We start from the raw sequence: 16,242 nt of genomic DNA, 5'->3' as shown, positions 1-16,242 counted from the left end.
GGCGTCGGCTTTGATCAATCAAGGCCGATGCTCCAGAATCCTGTTTTGACAGGCTTTCCTTGCGCGGACCGGTCACCGCCTCGCCCGAGACCGCGCTAGCGTGCGGCCTCAAACCCGCCGAGCACCGCCGTCAGATTGGCGCCGAGGATGTCGGAGAGATAGCCGCCCTCCTGCACCAGCACCGTCGGCAATCCGAAGCGAGCCAGCCCCTCGCCGATGCGACGGAAGCCGTCGGTGGTGACGGCGAGACCGGCAAGCGGGTCCTTCTCGGAGGCGTCGAGACCGAGCGCAACCACGAGCGCGGTCGGGGCAAAGGAGCGGATCGCCTTCTCCGCCACGGCAAGCGCCTTCATGTAGTCGTCGTCACCGGTGCCCTTGGCGAGGGGAATGTTGAGATTGGTGCCGAGGCCACCTGCGGCGCCGCGCTCATGCGCATAGCCCCAGACGAAGGGGTAGAAGAACGACGGATCGGCGTGGATCGAGACGGTGAAGACATCCGGCCGCTCGTAGAAGATGCCCTGCGTGCCGTTGCCGTGATGCACGTCGACGTCGAGGATCGCGACGCGCTCATGCTTCTGGCGCAGATGCTCGGCCGCGATCGCGCTGTTGTTGAGGAAGCAGAAGCCGCCGGCGAGGTCGCGATAGGCGTGGTGGCCGGGCGGGCGGCACAGCGCGTAGACGGCATCCTCGCCGTCCAGCACCATCTGCGCGGCGGTGACCGCGACGTCGCTCGAGGCGCAGGCGCCTGCCCAGGTCCCGGGACCGATCGGAGCCGCGGTGTCCATCGTGTGCCAGCCGAGCTTGCCGACGATATGAGCAGGGTACGTGCCGGCATTGCGCACCGGATGGATGTTCGCGATCATCTCCGGCCCGGCATTGCCGAGCGCCGACCATTCGTCCCAGGCGTCCGCGAGAAAGCTCAGATATTCCGGACTGTGCACGCGCGCCCGCGGCCCCTGCCCGAACCTGGTCGGCTCGATCAGCGTGTGCTTGCCGGCCTTCAGGCCCGCCAGCAGGCGGTCGGCGCGTTCGGGCTGTTCGGTGGTACGCTGGACCACACCGCGGACCAGGAAGAATTGCGGATCATGGCTGCGGTGCAGATCACTGTAGACGGCCTTCACGGGGACACTCCTGTTCGATCGGCTGAGCTGGACAGAGCGAGGGCAATGTGCCGCACGCAAGCTTTGGCTTGCGCGTTGTACACTATCAGCGTCGGCGACGATCTGAAACCGAGCGCGATTTCATGCTATGCCCGCATGCAGCGCAATGATTAAAAGACGCGGGACGCGAAGTCCGGCCATGGCCAGCGGCAAGACGGAAACAGAGGAAGCGGCAACGGGGCGGCGCGGGCGGCCGCGCTCCGCCGCGACAACGGCCGCGATCCTGGAAGGCGCCTATCAGCTGATGGCGACGACGGGCCTCGCCGCGACCACCATCGACGCGATCGCCAAACATTCCAACGTCTCGAAGATGACGATCTACAAATGGTGGCCGTCGCGCGAAGCGTTGCTGATCGATGCCTTCCTCGACCAGGCCTCGCGGGCCGTGCCGCTGCCCGAAACCGGCAGTCCGGTGGCCCGCATCCGCCGCCACGTCGCAACCTATGTCGAGGCGTTGCAGGGCGAGTTCGGCCGGGTGCAGCTCGCCGTGATCTCGGAATGTATCTCGAAGACCGGCACGGCGGAGCTGTTTTACGAGCGTTACCTTGGCCTGCGTCGCAGCAAGATGCTGGAGATCATCTCCGCCGGCCAGAAGGACGGCAGCATCGACGCACCGGGCGTCCCCGCCGATATCTATGATGCGATCTATGGCAGCCTGTTCTATCGCTACGTCTTCGGCATCAAGCCGTTGACGCCGGCCTACGCCCGCAATCTCGTCAATCTGGTGCTGCGGCCCCGCGCGGACGCTTGACTATCAAGCAGAGCGTTGGCGCTGACGGCGGAACCAGACCCAGGTCTCGCGCGTGACGGCCCGGTAACTGCTGCCGCGATACACGATGTGGCCATCGACGATGGCGTTCAGCTTCGGCAGCGCATGGAACGGCACCGTGGGATAGGCGTGGTGCTCGACATGGTAAGGCATGTTCCAGGCGAACCATTTCATGATCCTGCCGGTCATCGTGGTGCGCGTATTCTCGAACGCGCTCCGCGTCCGCTCGCAGCCGGTGTGCTCGGCATAGAGATAGGGGCGCAGGATGAGCTGACCGGCCAGGAGCGGCACGATCCACACCCAGAGCAGGATCGCACTGTGCAGCGCGAACGAGGCCGCGAGCAACAGCAGATAGCCCGCGAGATAGAGCCTCGCCTCCAGCACGATCGAGGCGCGCTTGTGCTCCGGAATCCACGGCACGACCACCTTTCCGGTGAGTGCATGCCAAAACATCAGGCGGATGCGAACCAACACCTGCAGCAGTCCCGAATAGGCGATCGCCAGCTGGGTGTCCGACGCGGGCTTGGGGCCGACGATCAGCTCCGGGTCTTTCTCCGGATCCTGCGTGTAGCGATGATGGTCCCAGTGAAACAGGCAGTAGTACTGGTAGGGCAGTCCGATCATGAAGGCGGACAGATTGCCGACGACAAGATTGAGCACTGGACTGCGGAACGCCGTCTTGTGCGCGGTCTCATGCACCACCATGAACAGGAATGCGACGAAGTAGCCCTGCACGGCAATCAGCGGCAGCGCCCATGGCAGACCGTAGCGCGATGAGACCAGAGAGATCAGCGCGCCGACGATGACGATCATCCCGTAATGGCTTGCCGCGCGCACCGCGCCGGCAAGGTTCGACTTGGTCGACAACTCGCGCAAGGTCAGCGGGCTGAGCGGCTTCAGGCGGGGTCCGGCGTCACTGGTCTCTGCGGTGCTCATGTCGTCTCACCTGTCAGCGTTGCAGCAGCGCCGAGATTTCGGCGTTGATGAAGGCGCGGTCTTCGGCGTTGTTGGCGGGATTGCCGGCCCGGTGCCCGTGGATCGACGGAATCGCATGCAGCGCGGCCGAGCGCGCGTTGACCAGGCGGCCGAGTTCAGCCTCGTTGTCGCGCGGGTCGAAATAGCGATCGGTACGCCCCGGCATCAGCAGGACATGCGCCTTGATCGCGGCCAGCGCCCGGTCGAAGTCGCCGCCGAATTGATCGCAACGGCTGATATCGCCGGCCTGCCAGATCGCGATCTGCACCATCAGATCATTCGCATCGCGCCGCGCGAAGGCACCGTCCCAGGATCCCGCGAGGTAGTCTTCCAGCGAGTTAAAGCCGGCCGCGCGCCAGACTTCCTCGCGATAGAACTCATGCGACATCGCCCAGCCGGCGTAGACGCGCCCCATCGCACGAAGGCCCGCCGCGGGCTTGCTGACGAAGCGGCCGTCCCGGTAGGCCGGGTCGGCGGTCAGCGCGGCCCTCACGCCTTCGAGGAACACATGATTATACGGCGAACATCGCGCGCTGCCGCAAACCACGGCTGCGCGCTCCACCATGTCGGGATACCGCGCGGCCCAGTGATAGGCCTGCATGCCGCCCATCGACCAGCCATAGACCAGCGCGAGCTTTGTCACGCCGAACCGCTCAACCAGCAGCCGCCGCTGGATCGCGACCGCGTCATGATAGGTGAAGGCAGGAAACGGCGCGCCGCCGAGCACCTCGGCCGAATTCGACGGCGAGGACGACAGGCCATTGCCGAACAGATTCGCGATGACGATGAAGTAGCGCTCGGGATCGAGCGCGCCGCCCGGCTGTACCAGCCATTCGATGTCGGTGTGCCGTGCGGCGAACGACGTCGGATAGAGGATGACGTTGTCCCGCGCCGCATTCAGCGTGCCATAGGTCTTGTAGGCGAGCCTCAGTTGCGGAAACACGGCACCGCCCTGCAGCGTCACATCACCTGCCTCGAACACCTCATAGTCGCGCGGCGTGGTCATCAGCATTCGACCTCGAGCAGCCGGGCGCAACGCTGCGCCCTTAATAACTGTACTATTGGTACACTAAATACGAAACCCTGGCAATAGCGGCAAAGGTGGAATGACACCGGGCCGATCCATTCAAAATCGGTATGGATCAATACCCGTTTCGGCTTGGACCCATTGTCGTCATGTCTCTAGGACAGACCCCGAGGAAATTTTCGAGGAGGCGCTAATGAGCGCAATTGTGTCCGCCGCAGACACGCGGCGATCCCGCGTCCGGCTCTTGATCGTGACGATGCTGTTTCTCGTCACCACCGTGAACTATGCCGATCGCGCCACGCTCTCGATCGCCGGCCCCGCCCTTTCCAAGGAACTGCATCTCGATCCGGTCGCGATGGGCTACGTGTTCTCGGCGTTCGGCTGGTCCTATGTGGTCGCGCAGGTGCCGTGCGGCTGGCTGCTCGACCGCTTCGGCTCCAAATGGGTCTATGCGATCAGCATCATCGTCTGGTCGATCTTCACCGCAACGCAGGGCCTGGTCGGATTCCTCTCCGCGGGCGCGGCCGTGGTCCTGCTGTTTGCCCTGCGCTTCCTGGTCGGCATCGCCGAGGCGCCGTCATTCCCGGCCAATGCCCGCATCGTCGCCTCCTGGTTCCCCGGCAATGAACGCGGCACCGCCTCGGCCTTCTTCAATTCGGGGCAGTATTTCGCCACCGTGATCTTCGCGCCGCTGATGGGCTGGATCGCCCATGAGTATGGCTGGCGCCATGTGTTCTACGTGATGGGTGCGCTCGGCATCGTCACGGGCATTGCCTGGATCAAGACCATCTACGAGCCCAAGGAACACCCCGCGATCAACGAGGCCGAATTCGACTACATCAAGCAGGGCGGCGCGCTTGTCGACATGGACGCGGCGAAGGCTGGCAAGACTCAGGACAGCGGCCCCAGCTGGGACCACATCCGCCAGCTGCTCGGCAACCGGATGATGCTCGGCGTCTATATCGGCCAATACTGCATCAACACCCTGACCTATTTCTTCCTGACCTGGTTCCCGGTCTATCTGGTGAAGGAGCGCGGGCTCTCGATCCTGCAGGCCGGCTTCGTCGCGACCTTGCCGGCGCTGTGCGGCTTCATCGGCGGCGTGCTCGGCGGGGTGATCTCGGACTATATCCTGCGCCGCACCGGCTCGCTGACCATGGCGCGCAAGATCCCGATCGTCGGCGGCATGCTGCTGTCGATGTCGATCATCGCCTGCAACTATGTCGACGGCCAGGCGCTGGTGGTCGGCTTCATGGCGCTCGCCTTCTTCGGCAAGGGCATCGGCGCGCTCGGCTGGGCGGTCGTCTCCGACACCTCGCCGAAGGAAGCCGGCGGCGTCTCCGGCGGCTTGTTCAACACCTTCGGTAACCTGTCCTCGATCACGACGCCGATCGTCATCGGCTACATTCTGGCCGCCACCGGCTCGTTCAACGGCGCGCTGGTGTTCGTCGGTGCCAACGCGCTGGTCGCGGCGATCGCCTATCTGTTCATCGTCGGCGAGATCAAGCGGGTGCAGCTCAAGGCGGCGTGAGCGCGCTTCACCTCTCCCCGCCTTCCGCGGGGAGAGGTCGAAATTCGCACAGCGAATTTCGGGTGAGAGGCGAAGCAATACGTCTCCGCAGAGACAGTCCTTCCGACTCGTTCGGATCGCGCGTGCACATCGAGGCGGCCGTTGCGCAGAGAGAGCCCCTCACCCCAACCCTCTCCCCGTAAGAACGGGGAGAGGGAGCAGAAAACCAAACGGCGGCTTCGGCCGCCGTCTTTGTCTGCTTGTTTATCTGCTTTTTTGTCTTCTTGGCCAGTGGGAGGCATCGATGCTAGAACGTACAAATCCCCGCGCGATCAATTCCGGGCTTGCATCGATGTTCGACCTGAGCCAGCTCCGCTGCTTTGTCACGGTGGCCGAAGAATTGCACTTCGGCCGCGCCGCGGCGCGGCTCAACATGACGCAGCCGCCGCTGAGCCGGCAGATCCAGGTACTCGAGCACATCATCGACGCGCCGCTGTTGGAACGCACCAGCCGCTCGGTGCGGCTGACGCCGGCCGGACGCAGTTTCCTGCCCGAGGCGCGGCGCATCCTGAAGCTGGCGGAATCGGCCTCGCAGGTGGCCCGCCGCATCGCGCTCGGCAAGACCGGCTCGCTCAAGATCGGCTTCACCGCCGCGGCCGCCTACGGCTTCCTGCCCGACCTGATCGCGGCCTGCCGCTCGCGCCTGCCCGAGGTCGATTTTTCGCTGAAGGAGATGGTCTCCGGCGATCAGTTCGAGGCGCTCACCACCGGGCAGATCGATGCCGGCCTGCTGCGCCCGCCGATCGCGCGGCCGGAATTCGCCAGCCGGCGCGTCGTGGCCGAGCCGTTGCTCGCCGCGATCCCGAAGAAGCATCCGCTGGCCGCGGCCGAGACCGTCAGCATCAAGGATTTCGACGACCAGCCCTTCGTGATGTATTCGCCCTATGAGGCGCGCTACTTCCATGATCTCCTGGTGTCGATGTTCACGCGCGCCGACGTGCTGCCGCGCTATGTGCAGCATCTCAGCCAGATCCACTCGATCCTCGCCATGGTGCGCGCCGGGCTTGGCGTTGCGATCGTGCCGGAAGCGGCCGCCAGCCTGAAGATCGCGGAGGTCAAGCTGAAGCCGCTGAAGCTGCGATCACCCGTGCCGGTCGAGCTGTTCATGGTTTGGCGGCGCGATCACGAGAACCAGTTGCTGCCGCCGCTGATCGAGATCGCAACCGAAATCGCAGCGCCGCATCTGCGCGGCGATTGATGCAGAGTTAGCATCGCTCGATACCGCGTTTGGCTTGGACGCGCATCGAAGCATTCCCTAGAAATTCCGCCATGGACGCGCGCTGCTCGCGCATCCCGTTCCCAGAAACATTCAAGGAGTGGCGCCATGAGCAAGATGACCCCTCAGGAGATGGCCGCTAGAATCGGTGGCGGCCTCCTGTCCTTCCCCGTGACCCCGTTCAACGCGGATTATTCGTTCGACGAGGCGACCTATCGCGCCAACATGGACTGGCTGTGCGGCTATGACGTCGCCGGCCTGTTCGCCGCCGGCGGCACCGGCGAGTTCTTCTCGCTGACGCCAAGTGAAGTTCCGCACGTCGTGAAGATCGCGGTCGACGAGACCAAGGGTCGCGTTCCCGTGCTGGCCGGCACCGGCTACGGCACCGCGATCGCGCGCGAGATCGCTGTCGGCGCCGAGAAGGCCGGTGCCGACGGCCTGCTGCTGCTGCCGCCCTATCTCACGCATGCCGAGCAGGACGGCCTCGCCGCCCATGTCGAGGCGGTGTGTTCGTCGGTCAAGATCGGCGTCATCGTCTACAACCGCGACAATGCGATCCTGCAGCCCGATACGCTGGCGCGCCTCTGCGAGCGCTGCCCGAACCTCGTCGGCTACAAGGACGGCATCGGCGATATCGAGCTGATGACCCGCGTCTACACCCGGCTCGGCGATCGCCTGACCTATATCGGCGGCCTGCCGACCGCGGAGACCTTCGCCCTGCCCTATCTCGACATGGGCGTGACCACCTATTCGTCGGCGGTGTTCAATTTCGTGCCCGAATTCGCCACCAATTTCTACGCCGCGGTGCGCCGGCGCGATCATCAGACCATCCATGCAGGCCTGAAGGATTTCATCCTGCCGCTGATCGCGATACGCAACCGCAAGAAGGGTTATGCGGTGTCGATCATCAAGGCCGGCATGAAGGTGATTGGCCGCTACTCCGGCCCGGTGCGGCCGCCGCTGACCGATCTTACCGAGCAGGAGATCGCCGAGCTCGCGGCGCTGGTAGCAAAGCTGCCGCGGGCCGCCGCGCAGCAGGCGGCAGAATAAGCTGAACGGCCGCGAAAACAGCAAAGGACGAAGGGGAGGAGCAGATGATCCAGGACACGATCCGCACCGGCTTTGCCGGGGCACCCGTTGTCACGGCGATGGAGGTGATCCCGGTCGCCGGCCGCGACGGCATGCTCCTCAATCTGAGCGGCGCGCATGCGCCGTTCTTCACCCGCAACCTCGTTATCCTCACCGACAACTCCGGCCACACCGGCGTCGGCGAGGTGCCGGGCGGCGAGAAGATCAAGAAGACGCTCGAGGACGCAAGCGGCCTCGTCGTCGGCCAGACCATCGGCGCCTGCAACAACATCCTGGCCTCGATGCGCCAGGCCTTCGCCGATCGCGACGCAGGCGGCCGCGGCAAGCAGACCTTCGACCTCCGCATCACCATTCACGCGGTCACCGCGGTGGAATCCGCGCTGCTCGACCTGCTCGGCCAGCATCTCAATCTCCCGGTCGCGGCGCTGCTTGGCGAAGGCCAGCAGCGCTCAAGCGTCGAGACGCTCGGCTATCTCTTCTTCGTCGGCGACCGCAGGAAGACCAACCTTCCTTACGTCGAGGGCGAGACCGGCAAGCCCGACTGGTTCGATCTGCGCCATCAGGTTGCAATGACGCCGGATGCCATCGTGCGCCTCGCCGAAGCGACGCAGGCGCATTACGGCTTTGCCGATTTCAAGCTCAAGGGTGGCGTGCTCAGGGGCGAAGAGGAGATCGAGGCCGTCACCGCAATTGCAAAACGCTTCCCGAAGGCGCGCGTCACGCTCGACCCGAACGGCGCCTGGTCGCTCGACGAGGCGATCCGGCTGTGCAGCAACATGCATGGCGTGCTCGCCTATGCCGAGGATCCCTGCGGCGCCGAGGCCGGCTTCTCCGGCCGTGAGATCATGGCCGAGTTCCGCCGCGCCACCGGGCTGCCGACCGCGACCAACATGATCGCGACCGACTGGCGCCAGCTCTCGCACGCATTGCGGCTTGGCGCAGTCGACATTCCGCTCGCCGATCCGCATTTCTGGACCATGCAGGGCTCGGTGCGGGTCGCGCAGACCTGCCGCGACAACGGCCTGACCTGGGGCTCGCACTCGAACAACCATTTCGATATTTCGCTGGCGATGTTCACCCATGTCGGCGCCGCCGCGCCCGGCAAGGTGACCGCGATCGACACCCACTGGATCTGGCAGGACGGCCAGGCGTTGACGCGCCAGCCGCTGCAGATCAAGGGCGGCAAGATCGCGATCCCGGATCGGCCGGGCCTCGGCATCGAGCTCGATCGCGGTGCCATCGAGGCCGCGAACGCGCTATACAAACAGCATGGTCTCGGCGCCCGCGACGACGCGCTGGCCATGCAGTTCCTGATCCAGGGGTGGACCTTCGACGACAAGCGTCCCTGCCTCGTGCGCTAACAAGAAAGGTTGGAAACATGACCGCTCACCAGAAGAACTTCATCGCCGGCGAATGGGTCGACGGAACAGGCATCACGCGGGACATCAACCCCTCCAACACGACCGATGTCGTCGGCGAATACGCCAAGGCCGACAAGGCGCAGACCGAAAAGGCGATCGCCGCCGCGAAGGCCGCATTCCCGGCCTGGGCGCGCTCGACGCCGCAGGAACGCTTCGACGCGCTGACCAGGATCTCGGTCGAAATCCTCGCCCGCAAGGAAGAGCTCGGCCGCCTGCTCGCCCGCGAGGAGGGCAAGACGCTGCCGGAAGGCATCGGCGAGGTGGCGCGCGCCGGACAGATCTTCGCATTCTTCGCCGGCGAAGCGCTGCGGCTGCTGGGCGAGAAAGGCGCATCGGTGCGCCCCGGCCTCGACGTTGAGATCACCCGCGAGCCCGTCGGCGTCGTCGGCATGATCACGCCATGGAATTTCCCGATCGCAATCCCGGCGTGGAAGATCGCGCCGGCGCTTTGCTACGGCAACACGGTGGTGTTCAAGCCGGCCGAGCTGGTGCCGGGCTCCGCCCATGCACTGTCCGAGATCATCGCGCGTTCCGGCATTCCGGCGGGGGTCTTCAACCTCGTGGTCGGCTCGGGCTCGGTGGTCGGCCAGACCCTGCTCGATCATCCCGATGTCGCAGCGATCTCCTTCACCGGCTCGGTGCAGACCGGCCGCAAGATCGCGCAGGCCTGCGTGCTCTCCAACCCCATGAAGAAGTTCCAGCTCGAGATGGGCGGCAAGAACCCGCTGGTCGTTCTCGACGACGCCGACGTGAAGGTCGCGGTCGAGGTCGCCGTCAACGGGGCCTATTTCTCGACGGGCCAGCGCTGCACCGCGTCCTCGCGCCTGATCGTCACGGCGGGAATTCACGACCGCTTCGTTGCCGCGATGACCGAGCGGATGAAGGGGCTTTCGGTGGATGACGCGCTGAAGAGCGGCGTGCATGTCGGCCCGGTGGTCGACCAGAGCCAGCTCGACCAGGACCTCCGCTACATCAAGATCGGCCAGGATGAAGGCGCCCGCCTGCACTGGGGCGGCGAATTGTTGAACCGCGAGACGCCCGGCTTCTATCTGCAGCCGGCGCTGTTCACCGAGGCGAACAACCAGATGCGCATCGCCCGCGAGGAGATCTTTGGCCCGGTGGCCTGCGTGATCCGCGCCAAGGATTATGAAGAGGCGCTGGCGATCTCGAACGACACCGAGTTCGGCCTCGCCTCGGGCATCTGCACGTCAAGCCTGAAATACGCCTCGCACTACAAGCGCAACAGCGAAGCCGGCATGGTGATGGTCAACCTGCCGACCGCCGGCGTCGACTACCACGTCCCGTTCGGCGGCCGCAAAGGCTCGAGCTACGGCGCACGCGAACAGGGTGCCTATGCCCGCGAGTTCTACACCACGGTGAAGACGGCTTACACGTTCCCGGGCTGAAGCAGTTGGAACAGAGTGCAGCCTCGTAAGACGCCGCGCCCCCTCTCCCGCTTGCGGGAGAGGGTCGGGGTGGGGCTCTCTCCACGAATCATACTGTGGAGAGAGCCCCCACCCGGATCGCATCTTCGATGCGATCCGACCTCCCCCCGCAAGCGCAGGGGTGTCCGGGGAAATTCAGGCATAGCGGAGCTCCATCTGGTCAGGTGAGATGGTTGATTTCCGACGGCTGGGGTTGATGGGCGGAGGTTTGTCGATGGCAGCGAGGGATCGACGCGTGAGCAGGAGCTGGCCGACGAGTTCGGCGAACCTGAGCGGGAGCATTTTGATGCAGTTGGTGTGAGCGGCGATGCGCAGCAGCAGGTAGGCAATCATCGCAGCGAGCACCTGAAGGCGGATCGCGTTGTCGTTGGCGCCGAGGAACTTGCGAATATCGAGATGCTGCTTGATCCAGCGGAACAGCAGCTCGATTTGCCATCGGCTCTTGTAGAGGGCGGCGATCTCGACGGCGCTACGGGCAAGGTCGTTGGTCAGGAGTGTGATCTTGCCGCCTTTCTCGCGTCTGATCTTGATGCGGCGGAGCGGGATTGGAAGGCGCGAATCGCCCTTGCTGGTGAGCTTCACCTCGTCATCGGCAAGGATTTCGAAGCCATCCCCGTTACGCTTGCGGATGGCGCGATGCCTGAGCGAGCGAAGACGGATGCTCGTCTTCGCCCGGGTAACGAAGAAAGCCTTGCTATCATTGATCTTCTGCCACCAGTCGAAACGGCAATAGCCCTTGTCAAACACATAGGTGGTGGCGGGCTGGATTGGGGTCTGTCGGCCGATCTCGATGTCATTGACGTTCGCGGCCGTCATCTCGACGCAGGTCGGGACATCGCTCCTTGGGTCGTAGACGACATGCAGCTTCATGCCGCGGATGCGGCCGTTCCACGTCGCCCAACTGCAGACCTTGCCGAGCGGGATCGGACTGGCGTCGATCAGACGCACCATCTCCATGCCTTCACTCCGCAGCTGGCGACGCGCCATCGCCGACAGCGCCGCAAAGGTTTGCGCGAAAATGCCGATCGGACGGCGGGCATTGGCATCGGACAACGTCGAGCGCGACAGCTTGCCGGTTCCCAAGTGATAGTGATGCTGCGAATTGGCGTTGAAGCCAGTCACCACCCCGCGCAGACTGCTGTTGCCGCTAAGCTGGGCATAGATCAGCGCCACCAGATGATCCCAGCTCCTGAACGACTTGTCGTAGGCATCCCCGTCCAGACGATCCACAACCGTCTGAAACTGCCGTCGATTGATCGGTTCAAGCAGCCTTCCAAAAATGCTACCGCGATATCGCATGCTCGGCCCTCTGTGTCTCGACAACCAGAAAAGACCGATTTGCCTCGGTCCTGCCGAGCATGCACCGCGACACAGTGAATCATTCCCCGGACACCCCTGCCGCAAGCGGGAGAGGTGAAGTGAAGCCAGGAGGAATACGGCATGGACCAGTCGATCGGCGCGCAGGAGCAGCCCCGCTACATCAAGCTCAACGAGCGCGACAATGTCGCGATCGTCGTGAATGATTTCGGGCTGCCCGCCGGCTCCCGCTTCGCGTGCGGCCTGACGCTGCGTGCTTTCGTGCCGCAGGGCCACAAGACCGCGCTCGAAGACATCGCCGAGGGCGCGCCGATCGTCCGCTATGGCGAGGTGATCGGCACGGCGCTGTCGCCGATCCTGGCCGGTGAGTGGGTCGACGAGGCACGCATCCGCATGCCCGAGGCGCCACCGCTCGATCAGCTCGAGATCGCGACCGCGGTGCCGCCCGCGCTGCCGCCGCTCGAAGGCTTCACCTTCGAGGGCTATCGCAATCCCGACGGCTCGGTCGGCACCAAGAACATCCTCGGCATCTCCTCCTCCGTGCAATGCGTCAAGGGCACGATGGAATATGCCGTGAAGCGCATCCGCGCCGAGCTCTTGCCGAAATATCCCAATGTCGACGACGTCGTGCCGTTGACGCACGCCTATGGCTGCGGCGTCGCGATCACGGCGCCCGACGCCGTGGTGCCGATCCGCACCCTGCAGAATCTCGCGCTCAATCCGAATTTCGGCGGCGAGATCCTTGTCGTCGGACTCGGCTGCGAGAAGCTCGCGCCCGAACGGCTGGTGCCGGAGGGCGTCGGCGATGCCATCGTGCGGATGCAGGACGAGGCGTTTGACGGCTTCGGCGCCATCGTCGACGCCATCATGACCCAGGCCGAGGCCCGGCTGAAGGTGCTCAACGCGCGCAAGCGCGAGACCTGCCCGGCCGCTGACCTTGTGATCGGCCTGCAATGCGGCGGCAGCGACGCGTTCTCCGGCGTCACCGCGAACCCCGCGGTGGGCTTTGCCGCGGACCTCTTGGTGCGCGCCGGCGCGACCGTGATGTTCTCGGAAGTCACCGAGGTGCGCGACGCGATCCAGCTGCTGACCCGCCGCGCCGTCAACGAGGATGTCGGCCGCGCCCTGATCCGCGAGATGGAATGGTATGACGGCTATCTCGCGCGCGGCGGCGCCGACCGCAGCGCCAACACCACGCCGGGCAACAAGAAGGGCGGGCTCGCCAACATCGTCGAGAAGTCGCTCGGCTCGATCGTCAAGTCGGGCTCCGGCCCGATCGCGGGCGTGCTGTCGCCGGGCGAGAAGGCGCGGCAGAAGGGCATGCTGTTTGCGGCGACGCCGGCGAGCGACTTCATCTGCGGCACGCTGCAGCTCGCCTCCGGCATGACCTTGCAGGTGTTCACTACCGGCCGCGGCACGCCCTATGGCCTCGCCGCCGCGCCGGTCATCAAGGTCGCGACCCGCAGCGAGCTGGCACGACGCTGGAAGGACCTGATCGATTTCGACGCCGGCTGCATCGCCACCGGCGAGAAGACCATCGAGGAAACCGGCTGGGACCTGTTCCGCCTGATCCTCGACGTCGCGAGCGGGCGCACCAAGCCGTGGTCGGACCGCTGGGGCATCCACAACGATCTGACGCTGTTCAACCCGGCGCCGGTGACCTGAGCAACCGTGCCTCCTTAACCACCCGTTAGCCACGTCCTGACCGGCCGGGGAACGTCGCAATTCGATTCAAATTGTCCGGGCATGGAGGCACACATGACCCGGACCATCAATGATCTCAGAGATCAGGCCGACCGCGCCGAGCGGCTGGCACGCACCGGCATGGACTCGTTGACGGCCGAGCGCCTGCGTGCCTACGCAGAGGAATGTCGCATCGAAGCGGCCGAGCGGGAGAGGCAGTCGGGGGCATCACCAGCAGCATAGATGTCCGAGGTTCGCCACCACACGCTCGTCAAAATTTCTGGAGTCCTCGCACTTCCTTCGCGGCGACCTTGATCAGCGGCTTGACCGCCTGTTCCTCTCGGCCAAGCACAACGCCCGAGGCAAAGGCGCTGGCGCGCTCTTTCCGATGCGGGGACTTCAGCGTCGCATCGACCGCCAGCTTGCGGTGCGCGACAAAATCGTTGAGCGAGCCAAGCGCATCCTGGACCCGCTTCAGGTGCCTGGACAGCCGCGCGAGTTGCTTGCGTTCACCCTTGCGCGGAAACAGGCTTTCGAAGAAATCGATCGCGTATCTGAGCTTCTTGGCCCTGATGCGCACCTTGTGCCGCTCCCGGGCCGACAGCTCGTCGAGACGCCGGCCATCCTTGCGCAGCTTCCTGATGCGGCGATGCAGCAGCGCGGCGGCGAAGTCCTCGATCGGACCGCCTTCGTCCTCCGCGGCAATGGTCCGCTTTGCCTCGATCCATTGCAACGTGTCGATCAGCATGGAGCGATAGCGCCGCGAATTGACCGCGTGCCTCGCGCCGGCAAATGCACGATCGCGGCGGCCGGAAAACTCCTGCCGGATCGCTTTGCCGCCGCGCCGCAGCAGCGCGTCATGCGATGCTGGCTCGATATCTTCCTTGACGAACACATCAAGCTCGCGCGCCGGCGCGAGCGCGTTGGTGAGCCATTTCAGCTGCGTCTTGATGTCTTCCGTCGGGGCTACGGTGAGGATCTTCGAGAACAGCGAGATCGCGGCGCGCAGCCGCCGCAACCCGACCCGCATTTGGTGAATGCCTTCCGCCTCGCTCTCGCGGACGGCATCGGCATTCGACGAGAAATGACGAAGCGCGGCGCGCGCGATTACCCGAAACGCCGCGCCGGCGGTAAGTCCGGCGTCGAGCACGATGCTCCCGGCGGAGACGACGACATGCTCCTCGCCATCGGCAAGTTCATAGCCGTGTTCGGCTTTCGAACGCAGATCGAGCTCCGCCGCCGCCTTCCGCTCCAGCGCCCTGGCGACCCGGAACAGGTCGAGCGGGCGGCCGCTCTTGAGCTCGAGTTCGACCTCGTCGATTCGGCGCGAACGGTGCCCGGCCGTGGTGCAGCCGCGATCGATCGCGAGTTCGATCTCGCTGCGTTTGGTCCGCAGCGGCACGGTGATACGCCGCACCGACGTCTCGAACACCGGCTTCAGCTTGCGACCCAGCCTGCCAGACGCGAGGTCTTCGAGCGGCGTGCCTTCAGCCTTGTCGAGGTTGAGGTTTCCGTTCGCTAGGTCAGTCTCCCATTCGCCCCGTTCAAACTGCGGACCCGCTCCCGACTTGATAGTCTGAACATAGTTGCCGCCATCCCGCCGCACGCGCAACGTCAGTCCGTGCCGCTTGAGCTTGTGCTTCGCGGTGTCGAAATAAGTCGAGACGAGATCGCTCTCGGATGGTGCACCGCTCTTGCTGCCGGCGACCAGCGGTTTCTTCAGTCCCTTGAGCTTGCGCGCGGGAACGTGGAATTTGAGCTCCGTCTCGGCCGCCATCGTCGCTCCATGCCTGGGGCACCAAGCAAACGTCCGCCGTGACGAGGTCAGCGACGGACGTTCATGCTCACACAAGATCGCCTGAGTTGGCGTCAATCGTCGTCGTTATGGATGACGGTCTTGCTGCGATTGCCGAATTCGTCCCGCTTCTTGATGACCGTGGTCCGGTCATGGCGCGGCTCACGCTCCCTGATCACCGTGGTGCGATCACGATCGCGATCGCGATATTCGGGTGCCCGACCAACCGTTACGCCTGCGCCGACGGGACCTGCGCGGACACCGATATCATCGGCGAACACAGGCGATGCGATCGCGGTCACCATGGCCGCGGTTAGCAGATACGTCCTCATGCCGTCTCTCCTCCTCCAGTTGCGACGTGAAGGAGGAACGTCGAGTGCGACGCACCGTTCCTGTATCGACCGTGCTGCAATTGCTCACGCTCAGTCGCGAAATATCGCGCCGGGAACTCGCTGAACAGGCATTCATCTGTGTGGCGAAATACCCATGTTCCACGCGTTGAATAGCCTGAATTGATGTCCCACGTCCTTAACTAATAGGAGGACGTTCCATGAAACAGTCACAGCACTTCCGCGACAATGCGGAGAACTGCGCGCAACTTGCCGAGCGTGCCGACGACGGGCCGACCTACAATCGCTTCAAGCGAATGGAAGCGGCTTGGCGCGCGCTGGCAAAGGAACAGGACTGGCTCGACGGCGAGACCTCGCCATCGGAAAATGCAGCCTAGATCCAGCCCGGCCGTGGCGGCAAATGCGACGTCGCCACGGCCCGCGGC

General features: G+C 64.7%; 15 protein-coding genes. 9 read left to right on the top strand and 6 right to left on the bottom strand.

Annotation, left to right across the window (positions count from 1 at the left end; translation table 11 throughout):
* Positions 1–95 precede the first annotated feature (95 nt).
* Complete coding sequence (locus tag J2R78_RS23870) at positions 96–1,121, bottom strand: histone deacetylase family protein (protein WP_253607070.1); 1,026 nt, start codon at positions 1,119–1,121, stop codon at positions 96–98.
* A 178-nt stretch (positions 1,122–1,299) separates the two neighbouring features.
* Here J2R78_RS23870 and J2R78_RS23865 point away from each other — a divergent pair, with 178 nt between their 5' ends.
* Positions 1,300–1,911 carry a TetR/AcrR family transcriptional regulator gene (locus J2R78_RS23865; protein ID WP_253607069.1) on the top strand — a complete coding sequence of 204 codons (612 nt, stop codon included), beginning with the start codon at positions 1,300–1,302 and terminating at the stop codon, positions 1,909–1,911.
* A gap of 3 nt (positions 1,912–1,914) precedes the next feature.
* Here the strand turns inward: J2R78_RS23865 and J2R78_RS23860 are convergent, their stop codons facing one another.
* Together J2R78_RS23860 and J2R78_RS23855 are read right to left on the bottom strand one after the other, a co-directional pair.
* Complete coding sequence (locus tag J2R78_RS23860) at positions 1,915–2,865, bottom strand: fatty acid desaturase (RefSeq protein WP_253607068.1); 951 nt, start codon at positions 2,863–2,865, stop codon at positions 1,915–1,917.
* Between the two features lie 13 nt (positions 2,866–2,878).
* Complete coding sequence (locus J2R78_RS23855) at positions 2,879–3,910, bottom strand: alpha/beta fold hydrolase (protein ID WP_253609892.1); 1,032 nt, start codon at positions 3,908–3,910, stop codon at positions 2,879–2,881.
* Positions 3,911–4,124: 214 nt separating this feature from the next.
* Here J2R78_RS23855 and J2R78_RS23850 point away from each other — a divergent pair, with 214 nt between their 5' ends.
* The 5 genes from J2R78_RS23850 (at position 4,125) to J2R78_RS23830 (ending at position 10,633) form a co-directional block, all read left to right on the top strand.
* Complete coding sequence (locus J2R78_RS23850; protein ID WP_253607067.1) at positions 4,125–5,462, top strand: MFS transporter; 1,338 nt, start codon at positions 4,125–4,127, stop codon at positions 5,460–5,462.
* A 331-nt stretch (positions 5,463–5,793) separates the two neighbouring features.
* Positions 5,794–6,699, top strand: a complete 906-nt coding sequence (locus tag J2R78_RS23845) for a LysR substrate-binding domain-containing protein (RefSeq protein ID WP_092089636.1) — start codon at positions 5,794–5,796, stop codon at positions 6,697–6,699.
* Positions 6,700–6,825: 126 nt separating this feature from the next.
* Complete coding sequence (gene kdgD / locus J2R78_RS23840) at positions 6,826–7,767, top strand: 5-dehydro-4-deoxyglucarate dehydratase (RefSeq protein ID WP_253607066.1); 942 nt, start codon at positions 6,826–6,828, stop codon at positions 7,765–7,767.
* A gap of 44 nt (positions 7,768–7,811) precedes the next feature.
* Positions 7,812–9,167 (top strand): glucarate dehydratase, encoded by a 1,356-nt coding sequence (gene gudD / locus J2R78_RS23835; RefSeq protein WP_253607065.1) that lies wholly within the window; start codon positions 7,812–7,814, stop codon positions 9,165–9,167.
* Positions 9,168–9,184: 17 nt separating this feature from the next.
* Complete coding sequence (locus tag J2R78_RS23830) at positions 9,185–10,633, top strand: aldehyde dehydrogenase family protein (protein WP_253607064.1); 1,449 nt, start codon at positions 9,185–9,187, stop codon at positions 10,631–10,633.
* Positions 10,634–10,807: 174 nt separating this feature from the next.
* Here J2R78_RS23830 and J2R78_RS23825 read toward each other — a convergent pair whose 3' ends face one another.
* Complete coding sequence (locus J2R78_RS23825; protein ID WP_057015126.1) at positions 10,808–11,971, bottom strand: IS4 family transposase; 1,164 nt, start codon at positions 11,969–11,971, stop codon at positions 10,808–10,810.
* Positions 11,972–12,112: 141 nt separating this feature from the next.
* Here J2R78_RS23825 and garD point away from each other — a divergent pair, with 141 nt between their 5' ends.
* Positions 12,113–13,654, top strand: coding sequence for a galactarate dehydratase (garD, locus tag J2R78_RS23820; protein WP_253607063.1), 1,542 nt, complete (start codon positions 12,113–12,115; stop codon positions 13,652–13,654).
* A 93-nt stretch (positions 13,655–13,747) separates the two neighbouring features.
* Positions 13,748–13,915, top strand: a complete 168-nt coding sequence (locus J2R78_RS23815; RefSeq protein ID WP_168857280.1) for a hypothetical protein — start codon at positions 13,748–13,750, stop codon at positions 13,913–13,915.
* A 28-nt stretch (positions 13,916–13,943) separates the two neighbouring features.
* On the opposite strand, the gene J2R78_RS23810 is transcribed toward J2R78_RS23815, so the two are convergent.
* A complete protein-coding gene (locus J2R78_RS23810) occupies positions 13,944–15,449 on the bottom strand; it encodes a CYTH and CHAD domain-containing protein (RefSeq protein ID WP_253607062.1) in 1,506 nt (501 codons plus the stop codon).
* 92 nt (positions 15,450–15,541) lie between these two features.
* Positions 15,542–15,799 carry a hypothetical protein gene (locus tag J2R78_RS23805; RefSeq protein WP_057016905.1) on the bottom strand — a complete coding sequence of 86 codons (258 nt, stop codon included), beginning with the start codon at positions 15,797–15,799 and terminating at the stop codon, positions 15,542–15,544.
* A gap of 218 nt (positions 15,800–16,017) precedes the next feature.
* Here J2R78_RS23805 and J2R78_RS23800 point away from each other — a divergent pair, with 218 nt between their 5' ends.
* Positions 16,018–16,194, top strand: coding sequence for a hypothetical protein (locus tag J2R78_RS23800; RefSeq protein WP_168857282.1), 177 nt, complete (start codon positions 16,018–16,020; stop codon positions 16,192–16,194).
* The last annotated feature ends 48 nt before the right edge of the window (positions 16,195–16,242 follow it).

The sequence above is a fragment of the Bradyrhizobium sp. USDA 4538 genome (assembly GCF_024171045.1).
Taxonomy (GTDB): domain Bacteria; phylum Pseudomonadota; class Alphaproteobacteria; order Rhizobiales; family Xanthobacteraceae; genus Bradyrhizobium; species Bradyrhizobium australafricanum.
The sequence above is the reverse complement of the archived record's forward strand: the minus strand, read 5'-3'. Positions and strand labels throughout refer to the sequence as shown.

Bases quoted from the DNA above. Each gene is read 5' to 3' on its own strand.
- J2R78_RS23825 (WP_057015126.1), bottom strand. From the start codon at position 11,971: ATGCGATATCGCGGTAGCATTTTTGGAAGGCTGCTTGAACCGATCAAT.
- kdgD (WP_253607066.1), top strand. From the start codon at position 6,826: ATGAGCAAGATGACCCCTCAGGAGATGGCCGCTAGAATCGGTGGCGGC.
- garD (WP_253607063.1), top strand. From the start codon at position 12,113: ATGGACCAGTCGATCGGCGCGCAGGAGCAGCCCCGCTACATCAAGCTC.
- J2R78_RS23830 (WP_253607064.1), top strand. From the start codon at position 9,185: ATGACCGCTCACCAGAAGAACTTCATCGCCGGCGAATGGGTCGACGGA.
- J2R78_RS23855 (WP_253609892.1), bottom strand. From the start codon at position 3,910: ATGACCACGCCGCGCGACTATGAGGTGTTCGAGGCAGGTGATGTGACG.
- J2R78_RS23865 (WP_253607069.1), top strand. From the start codon at position 1,300: ATGGCCAGCGGCAAGACGGAAACAGAGGAAGCGGCAACGGGGCGGCGC.
- gudD (WP_253607065.1), top strand. From the start codon at position 7,812: ATGATCCAGGACACGATCCGCACCGGCTTTGCCGGGGCACCCGTTGTC.
- J2R78_RS23815 (WP_168857280.1), top strand. From the start codon at position 13,748: ATGACCCGGACCATCAATGATCTCAGAGATCAGGCCGACCGCGCCGAG.
- J2R78_RS23845 (WP_092089636.1), top strand. From the start codon at position 5,794: ATGTTCGACCTGAGCCAGCTCCGCTGCTTTGTCACGGTGGCCGAAGAA.
- J2R78_RS23805 (WP_057016905.1), bottom strand. From the start codon at position 15,799: ATGAGGACGTATCTGCTAACCGCGGCCATGGTGACCGCGATCGCATCG.
- J2R78_RS23800 (WP_168857282.1), top strand. From the start codon at position 16,018: ATGAAACAGTCACAGCACTTCCGCGACAATGCGGAGAACTGCGCGCAA.
- J2R78_RS23860 (WP_253607068.1), bottom strand. From the start codon at position 2,865: ATGAGCACCGCAGAGACCAGTGACGCCGGACCCCGCCTGAAGCCGCTC.
- J2R78_RS23810 (WP_253607062.1), bottom strand. From the start codon at position 15,449: ATGGCGGCCGAGACGGAGCTCAAATTCCACGTTCCCGCGCGCAAGCTC.
- J2R78_RS23850 (WP_253607067.1), top strand. From the start codon at position 4,125: ATGAGCGCAATTGTGTCCGCCGCAGACACGCGGCGATCCCGCGTCCGG.